The following is a 14,622-nucleotide window of genomic DNA, read 5'->3' on the forward strand; positions in this document are numbered from 1 at the left end:
GCGCGTTAGCGGGCGTTTGGAGCGGGGTGGTCGATGGTAGGGACTTTCAGCCGGATGAGGATATCTTCCAGCATGTCGGCGCGGTGATAGAAATGCCAGGTACTGGCGGCCAGCGACATGGTGAGTACGGTCATGGCAATAAAAGCACAGCGCCACCACATGCTCACGCTGATACGACGGTTCCAGAAAGGCTCTATCGGAATGTAGGTGTGATGTGTATTCGTGTGTTCATGGGAGTTATAACCTGTCCAGGAGCGGTTATCCCATTCTTTATCCGGCCGGATCTGCTGGAGAATAGCTTCTTTCAGCACTGCAGGCGGCATAGTGCCTTCTTCCATCAGTTTATCTTCTATCCGGAGCTCTGCGGCCGTTACTTCCAGATCGAGAAGTGGATAAATACGGCGCAGTTGCAGTAACTCTTCTTCCTGTTCAGGAGAAGTGAGGCCAAGCAGATATCGCTCAATGATGCCACTTTCAATATAGTTACTGATGTTCAAAGCGTCCTTAAATTGACTCAATAAAGATATAAATAATAAATACTATATCTATAGATACGTTAAATCACTGTCCGGTGGATTGTCAAAATGGTAAAATCTTTAAAATAACGATAATCCGGATGAAAAATTACAACAGTGGGGACTGTGTTTGTTCCTGCCGGATCATCTGGTGCAGGTTGTCGCTGCGTTGCTCCTGTGAGAGGCGGTATTTGAGGTAGTAAAAGATCGCCAGGAAAAGGAACACCTTCGACATAATAAAGAAGATGATAAAAAAGACCTTCCACCAGCGGTGAACGGTGATATGGTCGCCGTCTTTCGGCTGAATGTTGATGAAGGTATAGTTTGAAGACGGATCTGAATAGGCATGCCCCTGCTCCCATCTTATTTTCTGGAGCACCCGGTCGCGTATTTCAACGGGCGGCATGGCGGGCTCATCAAACGCTGCTCTTTCCAGGCGACGTTCAACGAATTCGACTTCTGTATCCAGTTCAGGATACAGCTTCCTCATATGTTGCAACTCTGCTACTTCTTCATCAGAAGCCAGGCCCAACACGAAGGACTCGATAATACCGCTTTCTATGTAAAATTTTAGTTCCAAGTCTCTTTTAAGAATTGTCTGAAAGACTTCATCGCATCTTTCAGGATGTCATTTATTTGCTCTTCCGGCAAAGCCAGCAATCGAGCGATCGTTGTGATTGATAATCCTTTAAAATAACTAAGCCGGAACACTTGCTGCTGATCGGCCGGCAGGATCATATAGAACTGCTGCAATACGCCTTCTTCCTGTTTCATCAGTTCCTTACCGGTTAATGCTGTTTCCGGCAAGGCTTCCTTAATGGCGAATTCTCTCGTTTTTCGTAATAACCAGGCAAACAATGTACGATGACCTGAGGTTTGAAAAGCTGCAATGTGATGAAAGGCCCAGAAAAATACTTTCACGATCACTTCATCCGCCCTTTCTTTTACGGGAACCAGTTGCAATACAATACCATAAAGAGCTCCCGCGTAGCGGTCGTACAACAACTCCTTAGCCGCAGGATCTCCTATCACTAATCGCTCAATGAGCATTTGCTCACTTATATGTGCCAAATCTCTCCGCAAAGAAGTTGTGTACCAGGTTTAGAATGCTAATATATAAAAATAAAACGCTCTTAATGTCATAACACCTAATATCAATTTATCAACACATTTAGCTAAAATGGATAACTACCCGATCAAATTGAGCCTGTATAGCCAATATTGCTGCCCCAGCAGCGGTTCCAGTTCCCGCTCCAGCACAAATCCAAGCCCCTCGTAGATATGCCGGGCATCCGGCATGATGGTACTTGTATGCAGTCCCAGTACCTGCTCACCCTGCTTCCGGGCTTCCTCAATACACAAGGCCGTTAACCGGCGGCCAATGCCCCGGCCCCTGAAATCGGGATGTACTCCCAGTCGGCGCACATTCGCCCATTCTGCCGGACAGGTAGGCGTTGGATGCCCGGATGGTACCAGGAACACGGCCCCCGCCAGGCGGCCACCCTCTTCGCAGATAAAAGTGACGGATATTTCCATCAATTCCTGCAACACCGTCTCATTGCTCATACTCTGCTCCATCCGCCCCCAGTGTTCCGGTGTGAGCACACGCTCAAACTGTCCGTAGCTGTGCATTAATACCTCCCGTACGGCCTCCGCATCAGCAGGTATGGCTTTCCGGTAATTTAGTGTATCCATAACCGTTATTTAAACCCTTCCCGTCCAACAATTTCTGATCTCCGGTTGTTGAAAGTAATCGGGCACGGGAATACTTAAAATTACAATATGATAATACTCATATTTCTTTTTTCTGCCGCACGATAATTTTGGAGAAAATAATCACGCATGTCTTACACGTCCATCACAGCCGCCGTACAACTGATCCAATCCGGGCATACCGTTTTCATACATACCGCCGCCGCTACCCCGCGCGAACTGGTGAACGCGATGACCGCCCGCAGCAACGAATTAAAGCAAGTGCGCCTTGTCAGCATACACACCGAATGGGAAGCGCCCTACGCAGAAATGCAGCATGTACACGCCTTCCAGATAGATGCCTTCTTTGTAGGGAAAAATATCCGGAAAGCCGTCAATGAAGGCAGGGCCAACTATGTACCCATGTTCCTCAGTGAAATTCCCCGGTATTTCCGGACCCTTGAACATCCCATAGACGTGGCGCTCATCTCCGTTTCACCTCCGGATAAAAACGGCTATTGTACGCTCGGCGTGTCCTGCGATGTATCCAAAGCAGCCGTAGATACCGCGAAGATCATTATCGCAGAAATAAACCCCCGCATGCCGCGCGTACTGGGCGATGGCGTGATTCATATCTCAAAGATCGATGCCGCTGTAGAAGTGGATTATCCCATTTACGCCCAAACCATCAAACCACCCAGCGATACAGAACTTTCCATAGGCCGGCATGTGGCCTCGCTGATAGATGACCGCGCCACCCTGCAGATGGGCATCGGTGGTATTCCTAACGCCGTTCTGCAATGCCTGACCAACCACAAAGACCTGGGCATCCACACGGAAATGTTTTCCGATGGGATCATCGACCTGGTGCAGAAAGGCGTTATTACCGGCAAGTACAAAACCGTACATCCTGGCCTGCTCATCTCCAGCTTTGCCATCGGCAGCCAGCGCCTGTACGACTTTATGGATACCAATCTCATTATGCGCCTCATGGACGTGGAATATGTAAATAACCCCACCACCATCCGCAAAAATCCAAGGGTCACTGCTATCAACAGTGCGATTGAAATAGATATATTCGGCCAGGTATGCGCTGACTCAATCGGGTTCAGACAATACAGCGGTGTAGGCGGACAAATGGATTTTATGCGCGGCGCAGCGCTTTCCGAAAACGGGAAACCCATTATCGCTATCCCCTCCACCACTTCGAAAGGCATTTCCCGTATTGTATCCCAGCTGCAACCCGGTGCCAGCGTGGTAACCACCCGGGCACACGTGCATTATGTGGTAACGGAATACGGCATCGCCTACCTGAGAGGCAAAAACCTCCGGCAAAGAGCCCAGGCCCTCATCGATATTGCGCACCCTGACCACCGCGAAAAACTGGAGAAAGACGCATTTGAGATATTCAAAGTTTTCTGATCCTAAGACCATTCGTATGAAGAGATGGCTACCCTTGTTTTTTCTTTGCCTACTGGCAATGACCGCATCCGCGCAAATCACACAGGATGCTACCAAACAACTAAGGATATACGAAGACGACGACTTCTTCAATATCTGGGGACGCGGCACCGATCGTGGCTACAGTAACGGCAGCAGCATTGGCTATCTCTATATGAAAAAAAAGAAATCGGTATTCCTGGATAAATGGATCCTGCCTGTAGCAGGTCCTCATGCCATTAACGTATTTGAATGGGATGGCATGCAGATCATGATTACCCCCAACCAGATTGCCGATACCAGCTATATTCCAAAAGACTTTTACTACGCCGGCGCGTTATATGCCACCCACGGGCTTACTTCCTATAACCCGGAGAGAAAATACAGTTTCCATTCGGAGTTTGTGTTTGGAGTACTGGGCCCATGGGCATTTGCCAAAGAAACCCAGACTTTTTTCCATAACCTCATCGGCTACCAGCCACCCAGAGGATGGGAATACCAGGTACCCAACGCCCCTTTGATCAATTATAACTTTACCTATGAAATTATGCTCTGGAATCCTGTGGATTACCTGGAAATTGTAGGGAGCGCCAATGGCAAAATCGGTACGATGACCACCAGCGCCAGCGCCCTTACTTATATCCGGGCCGGACTCTTCAATCCTTACTTCGGCCACCGCGACCTCGCAGTAGCTACCAAACGACGATTCCAGCTATATGCCATGGCCCGGCCACAATTCAGCATGATAGGCTATAACGCGCTGCTGCAGGGTGGCATTTTCAGGTCAAGGAACAGCAACTTCGAAGAACTCAACAATTACCAGGAAACACATATGCGGCATTGGACTATCGGCATGGATTATGGCATCGGTATTGTTATTAACCGGGCTTCCATTAACTACACCCAGAAAACACGTACAGAGTGGATGAGCGGCACGGGGAAACATTCGGTGGGTAATATTACCCTCCTCATTCCCATCTCCCGTAAAACTATTCCCGGCGATTAACGTTATGTATCAAAACTCATTTCCTATGTATTTTAAAAGGCTCCTCCTCGCTGTTGGCACGCTGGCAGCTATTTCCTGTAATAACGGTACCCCGAAGGCACCGGTAGACAGTACTGATACCAATACAGATACTGACACTGCGCTCAACGTGTCTCCCAATCCCAGCAGCCAGCTGGAAGTAAAACCTATTTCCGGCTACTTTCTGAAAAATACGATCCAGGTAAACGATAGCCTTACTTTCTGGATTGTTGATAATCAGAAGTCGTTCGACAGCCTGTTTGGAGCAGCTAAAACCATGAACAATACCATCGACAAGCCTGATTTCGGCACCCAGATTGTAATCGCCGCCACCATGCCGCCCACGTTCTATGGTACACAGATCCAACTGGCATCTGCCTTGTCCGACAACGCAAATAACAATGCCATCCTGCATTTTGCAGCTACGTCGAACCCGGATAAAAGCACAGCCAGCACGGCTCCCCTATGGCTGGGCGCAGTACCCAAAACCGGTAAAAGCACCTTCCAGCTGTATACAGGCGATCAGTTAACCAAAACCATTACTACGCAGCAATAGCTAACCGATAAAGGCATATTAACCGGACTATCCTGCGGTACCAAAGATTTTTTCTATGGCCTGATGACGGTAGATAAACAGTTCATCCAGCTGCTTTTTCACAAACAGCCAGTGCGCCAGTTTGCCCAGGAGGCCAAATGGTAGCCGGTAATGAACCATGTCTGTCATTTTAACGCCTTCCGGCACCATCTGGAAATGATGTTCGTGGTGCCAGATGTGGTAAGGGCCCACACGTTGCTCATCAACAAAATAATTCAGGTATTCCACGTGGGTGATCTCTGTCATCCACTCCAGCGGTATTCCCAGCACCGGCGATACCAGGTAGGTAATAATCTGCCCCGGGTATACCTGTCCGGTATAGGGCGGAGAAGTGACCGTAAACCGCATGGCGGGAGGCGTAATATGCGCCAGGTTGCCAGGGCTGGAAAAATAGTTCCAGACCTCTTCCGGTGTGGCCGGGATGACCTGGGTATGTTGTAATAAGTAGATACTGGGCATACCTAAAATTACGGATATGTGGACAAGCGCGGGCCAAATTCGTAATTCTTTAAATGAGTTCGTAAGTTTGTAGCCTACTTAATCCGATCAGGTACATGAATCAATATATCAGGAGCTGGGTTTTCTGGCTGATGTTTATAATCGTTTCCATTTCATTTACGCGGTGCGCCAACATTGTACCACCCAGCGGTGGCCCGAGGGACAGTGTTCCACCCGTACTGCTCCAGGTGACGCCCAGGGACTCTTCCCTGCACTTCAAAAGCAAAAAGGTATCGTTTATCTTTGATGAATACGTGGAACTGGACAATGTGAACGATAAACTGATTGTATCGCCGACCCTGAAAAGGCTCCCTATTGTAACGGCCAAACTGCACACCGTTACCCTGGAAATCAAAGACACCCTTCAACCCAATACTACCTACACATTCAACTTCGCCGATGCCATCCGCGATATCAACGAACGCAATATCACGGCGGATTTCCAGTATGTGGTATCTACCGGCGATTACCTGGACAGCCTCCAGGTGACCGGACACCTGATAGATGCGGAGAACGGACGGGTAGATAGTAACGTGGCTGTAATGCTGTACCGCGATCTCACGGACTCCATTGTGGCCAAAGAGAAGCCCGTGTATTATGCGAAAACCAAAGGAGATGGCTCTTTCCGGTTTAAAAACATCGCCCCGGGGTCCTATAAAATGTTTGCGCTCAAAGAAGAAGACCGGGACTTGCAGTATAATCAGCCTACTGAGATGATCGCTTTCCTGGAAGCGCCTATCGTTTTAACCGAAAAGAACCTGTCCGACGTAAACCTGTTGCTGTTCATGGAAACAGACAGCACCATCAAACCGCCGGCAGAGCCAATAGACTCGTCCCTGATTGACCAGGAAGAAGAGGAAAAGAAAAAGAAGAAACTGCCTAAATTAACCGCTTCCGCTACGCTGGATGGTGGGCAGCAGGAATTACCAGCCCCGCTGCGGATCACGTTTTCCCTGCCGCTGCGTAACCTGGACAGTGCCAGAACCATTCTCGGGGAAGACAGTTCCTATACACCGGTTACGTTTACCAGCACCATGGATTCTACCAAAACGAAGTTAACGATCGGGTATCCGTGGAAAGAGGGTACGCCCTACCGGTTTATTTTGCCAAAAGATGCGCCTACGGATACGGCCGGACAAACACTGGCCAGGGCTGATACCATTAATTTCAGGAGCAAGAAGGTAGCCGATTACGCCATTTTCACCGTTACAGAGTTCAATATCAGCGATAGTACCCGGGATGCCATCAATGATACTGCTATGCACTATGTAGTGCAATTGGTGCAGGATAAGACGATCAAGTATTCGGGGACCATTGTAAACGGCAAGTGGAGCCAGCGGTTTATCACGCCGGGTGAGTACGAAATCCGGATACTGCTCGATACCAATGGTAACGGGAAATGGGACCGGGGTAATTATTTCACTCATCCGAAGAAACAGCCGGAGCGGGTGATCAACATTGAAAAGGTGAACCTGAAGGCGTACTGGACGGTCCCCAAGAAAATATCTATCTAAATCACGATAGCGGAGGGGGCTGCAGTTCCCTCCGCTGCAATATTCCTAACTTTGCACTATGATATTTTCGTCTGCACTGATAGAAAACGCGGTAAATGAATTTGCCAAATTGCCGGGGATCGGTAAAAAAACCGCCCTGCGCCTGGTGTTGCACCTCCTGAAACAGGAAACGGCCCAGGTAGAACAGTTTGGTGATGTGATAAGCAGAATGCGTCAGCAGATACAGTTCTGCCAGGTTTGTCACAATGTATCCGATGCGCCTGTATGCAGTATTTGCAGCAGCCATTCCCGGCAAAAGCAGGTAGTATGTGTGGTAGAAAGCATCCGGGATGTGATGGCCATTGAAAATACGCAGCAGTTCAATGGTTTGTACCATGTGCTGGGAGGCATTATTTCCCCGATCGATGGGATTGGTCCTGATCAGTTGAATATTCATTCGCTGGTGGAAAGGGTACAGCACCAGGGCGTAGAAGAGGTGATTATGGCGGTAAGTCCTACGATTGAAGGCGATACGACTATCTACTATCTCTCTAAAAGATTAAAAGATTTCCCGGTAAAGATTACCACTATTGCCCGGGGTATTGCCTTTGGGGGTGAATTGGAGTATGCCGATGAAATGACGCTGGCCAGATCTATCAGCAACCGGTTACCGCTGGAGAGTTATGTGCAGAATAAATAAGCAGGTTATCCATATGTTATATAAAAAAATACGGGTGCTCAATAGCACCCGTCTTCGTTTAACCTGTAATTCCACGTTATGAAAAGTTGTTCAGACAGCATCCTTCAAGGGATGGTCTGGAAATATTGTATGATTGGTTTCTGATTCCTGTTGTTGTGCCTGCAGCTCTTTCCACCGCTGCATTTCATATTTATTTAAGAAGCATACCTTGAATACTTCCGGCTGGTTAGCGTCGCCTGTTTGCGGCACTGGTTGTAAACCAAGGCTGGCCAGGTGTTGATGCAGGGTATGGATATGTTCTGAAATGGTCATGACTGACGTAGTTTTTGTTGTAATAAAATATTGAGAAGAACTAATGACGAATCTCTTAATTGCAGCAAGAGCAACTACAGGGAGTGCAGGCAGAGGGCTGGTGGGGGGCCATTTCCGGGTAAATCACTATATTTCTATCATTTTGTTGCATGGTGTCTTTCTATTACCCTACAAATATAGTAGACTTTGTAGACTACTTCCAAATTAAATTTACAAGTATAAGTAAAATCTATATTTAACAGTCTAGTTATAAGTCTGCAAAAAATCGCAGGAGATCCCCGGCAGCAGGCAAATCACAAAACAATAAAATACCTGGGAAAAGGTTATATTTGTGGACTCTTACGGGGTGGATTTGTTTATTGTTCGACCCCGTTACATTTCTTAACTGTAACTAATAAACGCCTTGATAAATATGAAATCTTTACAGGACTGCGCCAACGAGCGCATACTTATCATTGACGGTGCCATGGGCACCATGATTCAACGATATCAACTCCAGGAATCCGACTACAGGGGCACCCGCTTTGCTAACTATCCCAGCGATCTTAAAGGCAACAACGACCTCCTGAATCTTACACAGCCACATATCATTGAAGCCATCCATAAAGAGTACCTGGAAGCAGGCGCTGACATTATTGAAACCAATACTTTCAGCAGCACCTCTATTGCGATGGCCGACTACGACATGCAGGAACTGGCCTATGAGCTGAACGTTGAAGCCGCAAAAATTGCGAAAAGAGCCACTGCGGAGTATACTGCCAAAACACCGGACAAGCCGCGCTTTGTAGCTGGCGCCATCGGCCCCATGAACAAAACGCTGTCGCTGTCGCCCGATGTAAACAACCCCGGGTTCCGCTCTGTATACTTCGACGAGGTGGCAAACGCCTACGAAGAACAGATCCGTGGCCTCGTGGAAGGCGGTGTAGACATCCTGCTGATAGAAACCATTTTTGATACCCTGAACTGTAAGGCGGCTATCTATGCCATCAAAAAGTATTTCCGCCTGTCAGGAAAACCGGAAATACCGGTAATGATCTCCGGTACTATCACAGATGCCTCCGGCAGAACGCTCAGCGGACAAACACTGGAAGCCTTCTATATCTCCGTCATGCACGCCAATCCGTTTTCCATCGGCCTCAACTGCGCCCTCGGCGGCCAACAGATGCGACCTTATGTAGAGGAGCTGTCCAACATAGCCAGCTGCTATGTAAGCTGCTACCCCAACGCAGGCCTGCCGAATGCCTTTGGTGAATACGATGAGGAACCGGAAGACACTGCCTGTATCATTGAAGACTTTGCCGCCTCCGGCTTTGTTAACGTGGTAGGTGGCTGTTGCGGTACTACCCCCGATCATATACGCCATATTGCGGAACATGTGAAACATATCAAACCACGCCTTAAACCCGTATTAGCCGAAACACTGGCCTGATCAACCGTGGCAGGTTTACTATTTAAACATCACTTACAGCAGAAATGAGCGAAACAATCATCAACAATACAGATACTGTCATAACACCGGATGTCAACGAAGAACGCAGGGTCATCAAGCCGTATATGCGGCTGGCCGGCCTCGAACCTTTGGTGGTACGACCTGAAACCAACTTCATCAACGTAGGGGAACGTACCAACGTAACCGGTTCAAAAAAGTTTGCCCGCCTTATCCGCGAAGGACACTTTGAAGAAGCCCTGTCTGTTGCCCGTCAACAGGTGGAAAGCGGCGCCCAGATCCTCGATGTAAACATGGACGACGCCCTCCTCGACGGGGAAGCTGCCATGTCTACCTACCTGAACCTCCTGGCCGCAGAACCGGATATTTCGCGTATCCCGATCATGATCGACTCCAGTAAGTTCTCCGTGATTGAAGCCGGATTGAAGTGTGTACAGGGTAAATGTATTGTAAACTCCATCTCCCTAAAAGAAGGAGAAGCCAAGTTTATTGAACAGGCACATATCTGCAAAAGCTATGGCGCTGCCGTAGTGGTGATGGCATTTGATGAACACGGACAGGCCGACACCGAAGAAAAAAGGGTCACCTTCAGCCACCGTGCCTATAAAATACTGACCGAGGTAGTAGGATTTGATCCACAGGATATCATCTTCGATCCCAATATCTTCGCTATTGCTACCGGTATTGAAGAACATAATAATTACGCGGTAGAATTCATCAACGCTACCCGTCGCATTAAGGAACTCATGCCACTCGCCAAAATCAGCGGTGGGGTGAGTAACGTATCGTTCTCCTTCCGTGGAAATGAAACAGTAAGGGAAGCCATGCACTCCGTATTCCTGTATCATACCATCAGAGCGGGTATGGACATGGGTATTGTGAATGCCGGTATGCTACAGATATACGATGACATTGAACCAACCCTCCGCGATCTTTGTGAGGATGCCATACTAAACAGAAGAGAAGACGCTACCGAACGACTGATCCAGTTTGCCGAAACAGTAAAGGCCAAAGGAAAGGTTATTGAGAAAGATGAAACCTGGAGACTTGGTACTGTGGAAGAACGCTTAAGCCACGCCCTCGTAAACGGTATCACCGATTATATAGATGGAGACACCGAAGAAGCCCGTGTAAAATACCCACGTCCGCTGGACGTGATCGAAGGCCCGCTGATGGCCGGTATGAACATCGTAGGCGACCTCTTTGGCAGTGGTAAAATGTTCCTTCCCCAGGTAGTGAAGAGTGCCCGTGTCATGAAAAAGTCCGTGGCCATTCTTACTCCTTATATAGAAGAAGAAAAATTACGTCTCCAGGCAGAATTTGGCGGAGAAATCAAAGCCGCCGGTAAAATCCTGCTGGCAACTGTAAAAGGAGATGTACACGATATCGGTAAAAACATTGTAGGCGTGGTACTGGCCTGTAACGGCTATGATATCGTAGACCTTGGCGTAATGGTGCCTGCGGAGAAAATCCTGCAGACCGCCCGTCAGGAAAAGGTGGATATTATTGGTCTCAGTGGCCTGATCACCCCCAGTCTCGATGAAATGGTACATGTGGCCCGCGAACTGAAAAGACAGGATTTCAATATCCCCCTGATCATCGGAGGCGCTACCACCAGCCGTACCCACACTGCTGTTAAAATAGCGCAGGAATATGCACATGGTGTGGTACACGTATTGGACGCGTCCCGCAGCGTAACCGTTACCGGCAGTCTCCTCAACAAAGCGCTGAAACCTGATTTCCTCGCGGGTATCCAACAGGAATACCAGAAACTCAACGACGCTTTCAAGAATAAGAAACAAACCAAACAATTCCTCTCGATCGAAGCGGCGCAAGCCAATCCAACTGTAATCAACTGGGATAACTTTACTCCGGTAAAGCCTAAGATGACCGGTGTGATGAAGTTTGAGAACTATGACCTGGGAGAAATTGCGAAATATATCGACTGGCAGCCATTCTTCATCGCGTGGGAACTGCATGGTAAATTCCCTGCAATCCTTACGGATGAAGTAGTAGGCGTAGAAGCCACCCGCCTGTTTAATGATGCGAAAGAATTATTAAACAAGGTGATTGAAGAAAAATGGCTGGGCGCCAATGCCGTTATTGGCCTCTTCCCCGCCAACAGAGTGGCTCCAGACTCCGTGAAGGTGACACCTGAGCAAGCAGAGATCGATCCTGTACAGCTGGAGTTCCTGCGTCAGCAGGTAAAGAAGGCACCGGGCCAGCCCAACCTGTCGCTCGCCGATTTCATTGCTCCTGAAGAAACCGGCAAAACCGACTACATTGGCGGCTTTGCGGTAACAACCGGTGTGGGTATCGAGAAGTGGCTGGATAAATTCAAAGAAGAACACGACGATTATAACAGCATTATGCTGAAAGCGTTGGCCGACCGCTTGGCGGAAGCCTTCGCAGAACTGATGCACGAGCGTGTCCGTAAGGAGTTCTGGGGCTATGCTACCGAGGAACACCTGAGTAATGAAGACCTGATTAAAGAAGCTTATGCAGGTATCCGTCCGGCGCCCGGTTATCCGGCCTGCCCTGACCATACCGAAAAGTGGAAGCTGTTTGATCTGTTGAATGCCACCGAAAATACCGGCATCATACTCACGGAATCACTGGCGATGTACCCTGCGAGCAGCGTTAGCGGATGGTATTTTGCCAACCCAGAGGGTAAATATTTCGGTCTTGGAAAAATAGAAAAAGACCAGGTAATCGATTATGCTGCCCGTAAAAAATGGACAGTAGAGGAAGTAGAACAATGGCTGCGTCCTAACCTGGAATACGATATATAAAAGCATTACCACTTCAATTGTTACGGATCTGTGGAGGGATAACAGCGGATTTTTTTACCGCCGGCATCTGACCACAGGTCCGTCATTCGTAAATTGAAGTCCGTAAGGCCCAAAACAACACCCGACATGAGAATCATATCTTACAATGTGAATGGTCTGAGGTCCGCCATGACCAAAGGCTTTACCGAATGGTTACAGACAGATCCTGCGGATATTATCTGCCTGCAGGAAATCAAAGCACACAAGGAGAACATCGACTTTCAGCAATTTGATCAGCTGGGGTATGAACATTACTGGTATCCGGCCCAGAAAAAAGGGTATAGCGGCGTAGCGGTATTGACCCGTATTAAGCCCGATTTTGTGCAGTATGGCAGCGGCCATGATCAGAGTGATCTGGAAGGCCGCTTTATAAGGCTGGATTTCGGCGATATTACCCTGATCAATACCTATTTCCCATCCGGCACCAGCGGTGACCTCAGACAGACCTATAAATACCAGTGGCTGGAAGAGTTCTTTCAGTACCTGGACGAACTGAAAAAAACACGGCCTAACCTGATTGTTTGCGGGGACTACAATATCTGTCATAAACCGATAGATATCCACGATCCGGTGAGCAATAAAAACTCAACAGGTTTCTTACCTGAAGAACGCGCGTGGATGGACCGTTTCTTTGAAAGCGGGTTTATTGACAGTTTCCGTCATTTCAATACAGATCCTCATCAGTACAGCTGGTGGAGCTTCCGGGCCAATGCAAGGAACAATAACAAGGGCTGGCGTATCGACTATGTGAATGTAACTACACCACTCAGGGAGAAACTGAAACATGCTACTATTTACCAGCAGGTAAAGCATTCGGATCATTGTCCGGTGTTTGTGGAACTGACAGTATAAATAATGTGAGGTATGATTATATATAATGTTACCACCAAAGTGGCCACAGATACGTATTCACGGTGGTTTCAATGGTTGAAGGAAGAGCATATTCCGGCAATGCTGGCCACGGGTTTATTCCGTGATTACCGTATCAGCCGCTTACTGGAGCAGGATGATGAAGAAGGACCTACCTATGTGGTACAGTATTTTGCAGATAGCCTGGAGGACTACAATTCCTTCGCAGAGCGGCACCAACAAGCCCTGCGGCAGAGAGGGTATGATCTTTTCGGCGATCGTTTTATCGCTTTTAATACGATCATGGAGGTGGTTTAAGTAAGGGGTCTTTACTAAACTTATCCACAGGAAATCCACTATTTTCAAGGCATCCGGACTTTGGTACAATAGTTGGTTCAAACCCGCGTTAATAGTAAAAAAGCAGGCAAACATGCCACGGTACAGGGTTCTATGCGATCCTGCTAAAGTACGTGACTTTAGCACGCACTGGGCTAATCAGCTGTAACCGTTACCAGTAGCGTTTTTCAGCCGATAAAAATTTCTATAAAAAAGTGCTGAAAAATTTGGTAATCTGATAAAACGCGCTATATTTGCTCACATCAAACATTTTTTCACTAGTTAAATCTTACTAACTATGAACAAAGCCGAATTAATCGACAAGCTTGCTAAAGATGCAGGCATTACCAAAACCCAAGCTAACGAAGCTCTGGATTCTTTCACCAAAGCTGTTGCTGATACCCTGAAAAAAGGTGGTAAAGTAACTTTGGTTGGTTTCGGTACTTTCTCCGTTTCTAAACGTGCTGCACGTAACGGTAGAAACCCACAAACCGGTCAGATCATCAAGATCAAGGCTAAGAAAGTTGCTAAGTTCAAGGCTGGTAAAGCTTTATCCGACAAGCTCTAATCAGTTAACACAACTTATTCAAGCAAGGAACAGTTATGTTTCTTGCTTTTTTTTTATATCAAACGGCCGGTACTACACTATTTCATCGATTTGCAGTATTTTGCAGCCTGATAACATCATATTTAACAACAACAAACTTCAAATTATTCGTTATGGGTAGAGGAGATATTAAAACCAAAAAAGGTAAGATCTTCAGCAAATCTTTCGGTAAAGTTAGATCTGCAAAGACAAGAAAAAATACTGCTGCAAAAGCTGCTGCACCAAAAGCTTAATTTTACGCTTTTAGAAGAAATGCCGCGAAGATGATAAAGCATCATCTTCG

Annotated in this window: 17 protein-coding genes; 11 read left to right on the plus strand and 6 right to left on the minus strand. The window is 47.6% G+C overall.

What is annotated here, in order from left to right; genetic code table 11:
* Nucleotides 1-5: 5 nt before the first annotated feature.
* The 4 genes from BMW79_RS02425 to BMW79_RS02440 all read right to left on the minus strand — a co-directional run bounded on the left by BMW79_RS02425 (nucleotide 6) and on the right by BMW79_RS02440 (nucleotide 2,210).
* Nucleotides 6-497, minus strand: a complete 492-nt coding sequence (locus BMW79_RS02425; RefSeq protein WP_089890078.1) for a hypothetical protein — start codon at nucleotides 495-497, stop codon at nucleotides 6-8.
* A 127-nt stretch (nucleotides 498-624) separates the two neighbouring features.
* Nucleotides 625-1,095, minus strand: coding sequence for a hypothetical protein (locus tag BMW79_RS02430; protein ID WP_089890081.1), 471 nt, complete (start codon nucleotides 1,093-1,095; stop codon nucleotides 625-627).
* Nucleotides 1,086-1,565, minus strand: a complete 480-nt coding sequence (locus tag BMW79_RS02435) for an RNA polymerase sigma factor (RefSeq protein ID WP_143059049.1) — start codon at nucleotides 1,563-1,565, stop codon at nucleotides 1,086-1,088. The genes BMW79_RS02430 and BMW79_RS02435 overlap by 10 nt, the downstream gene beginning before the upstream one ends.
* Before the next feature lie 138 nt (nucleotides 1,566-1,703).
* Nucleotides 1,704-2,210, minus strand: a complete 507-nt coding sequence (locus BMW79_RS02440) for a GNAT family N-acetyltransferase (protein WP_089890086.1) — start codon at nucleotides 2,208-2,210, stop codon at nucleotides 1,704-1,706.
* A 147-nt stretch (nucleotides 2,211-2,357) separates the two neighbouring features.
* Here BMW79_RS02440 and BMW79_RS02445 point away from each other — a divergent pair, with 147 nt between their 5' ends.
* From BMW79_RS02445 to BMW79_RS02455, 3 genes are read left to right on the plus strand one after another with little or no spacing between them, the layout of a single operon-like run.
* Nucleotides 2,358-3,629 carry an acetyl-CoA hydrolase/transferase family protein gene (locus BMW79_RS02445; protein ID WP_089890089.1) on the plus strand — a complete coding sequence of 424 codons (1,272 nt, stop codon included), beginning with the start codon at nucleotides 2,358-2,360 and terminating at the stop codon, nucleotides 3,627-3,629.
* A gap of 16 nt (nucleotides 3,630-3,645) precedes the next feature.
* Nucleotides 3,646-4,653 (plus strand): lipid A deacylase LpxR family protein, encoded by a 1,008-nt coding sequence (locus tag BMW79_RS02450; RefSeq protein ID WP_089890092.1) that lies wholly within the window; start codon nucleotides 3,646-3,648, stop codon nucleotides 4,651-4,653.
* Between the two features lie 25 nt (nucleotides 4,654-4,678).
* Nucleotides 4,679-5,227 (plus strand): hypothetical protein, encoded by a 549-nt coding sequence (locus tag BMW79_RS02455; protein WP_089890094.1) that lies wholly within the window; start codon nucleotides 4,679-4,681, stop codon nucleotides 5,225-5,227.
* A gap of 27 nt (nucleotides 5,228-5,254) precedes the next feature.
* Here the strand turns inward: BMW79_RS02455 and BMW79_RS02460 are convergent, their stop codons facing one another.
* Nucleotides 5,255-5,725 (minus strand): SRPBCC family protein, encoded by a 471-nt coding sequence (locus tag BMW79_RS02460; protein WP_089890095.1) that lies wholly within the window; start codon nucleotides 5,723-5,725, stop codon nucleotides 5,255-5,257.
* Between the two features lie 95 nt (nucleotides 5,726-5,820).
* Here BMW79_RS02460 and BMW79_RS02465 point away from each other — a divergent pair, with 95 nt between their 5' ends.
* Together BMW79_RS02465 and recR are read left to right on the plus strand one after the other, a co-directional pair.
* Nucleotides 5,821-7,278, plus strand: a complete 1,458-nt coding sequence (locus BMW79_RS02465) for an Ig-like domain-containing protein (protein WP_089890097.1) — start codon at nucleotides 5,821-5,823, stop codon at nucleotides 7,276-7,278.
* A 58-nt stretch (nucleotides 7,279-7,336) separates the two neighbouring features.
* Nucleotides 7,337-7,957, plus strand: coding sequence for a recombination mediator RecR (gene recR / locus BMW79_RS02470; RefSeq protein WP_089890099.1), 621 nt, complete (start codon nucleotides 7,337-7,339; stop codon nucleotides 7,955-7,957).
* A 90-nt stretch (nucleotides 7,958-8,047) separates the two neighbouring features.
* On the opposite strand, the gene BMW79_RS02475 is transcribed toward recR, so the two are convergent.
* Complete coding sequence (locus BMW79_RS02475; protein ID WP_089890101.1) at nucleotides 8,048-8,269, minus strand: hypothetical protein; 222 nt, start codon at nucleotides 8,267-8,269, stop codon at nucleotides 8,048-8,050.
* A 412-nt stretch (nucleotides 8,270-8,681) separates the two neighbouring features.
* Between BMW79_RS02475 and BMW79_RS02480 the strand changes: the two genes are divergently transcribed.
* From BMW79_RS02480 to BMW79_RS33790, 6 genes are all read left to right on the plus strand, one after another.
* Nucleotides 8,682-9,698 (plus strand): homocysteine S-methyltransferase family protein, encoded by a 1,017-nt coding sequence (locus BMW79_RS02480; protein ID WP_089890104.1) that lies wholly within the window; start codon nucleotides 8,682-8,684, stop codon nucleotides 9,696-9,698.
* Between the two features lie 44 nt (nucleotides 9,699-9,742).
* Nucleotides 9,743-12,508, plus strand: coding sequence for a methionine synthase (gene metH, locus BMW79_RS02485; protein ID WP_089890105.1), 2,766 nt, complete (start codon nucleotides 9,743-9,745; stop codon nucleotides 12,506-12,508).
* 126 nt (nucleotides 12,509-12,634) lie between these two features.
* Nucleotides 12,635-13,399: an exodeoxyribonuclease III gene (locus tag BMW79_RS02490; protein ID WP_089890107.1), complete on the plus strand. Its 765-nt coding sequence runs from the start codon at nucleotides 12,635-12,637 to the stop codon at nucleotides 13,397-13,399.
* A gap of 12 nt (nucleotides 13,400-13,411) precedes the next feature.
* Nucleotides 13,412-13,714, plus strand: a complete 303-nt coding sequence (locus BMW79_RS02495) for a DUF4286 family protein (RefSeq protein ID WP_089890109.1) — start codon at nucleotides 13,412-13,414, stop codon at nucleotides 13,712-13,714.
* A 316-nt stretch (nucleotides 13,715-14,030) separates the two neighbouring features.
* Complete coding sequence (locus BMW79_RS02500; RefSeq protein ID WP_012788562.1) at nucleotides 14,031-14,300, plus strand: HU family DNA-binding protein; 270 nt, start codon at nucleotides 14,031-14,033, stop codon at nucleotides 14,298-14,300.
* Nucleotides 14,301-14,452: 152 nt separating this feature from the next.
* Nucleotides 14,453-14,572 carry a 30S ribosomal protein THX gene (locus BMW79_RS33790; protein ID WP_079471345.1) on the plus strand — a complete coding sequence of 40 codons (120 nt, stop codon included), beginning with the start codon at nucleotides 14,453-14,455 and terminating at the stop codon, nucleotides 14,570-14,572.
* Nucleotides 14,573-14,622 lie beyond the last annotated feature (50 nt).

The sequence above is a fragment of the Chitinophaga arvensicola genome (assembly GCF_900110835.1).
GTDB lineage: Bacteria > Bacteroidota > Bacteroidia > Chitinophagales > Chitinophagaceae > Chitinophaga > Chitinophaga arvensicola.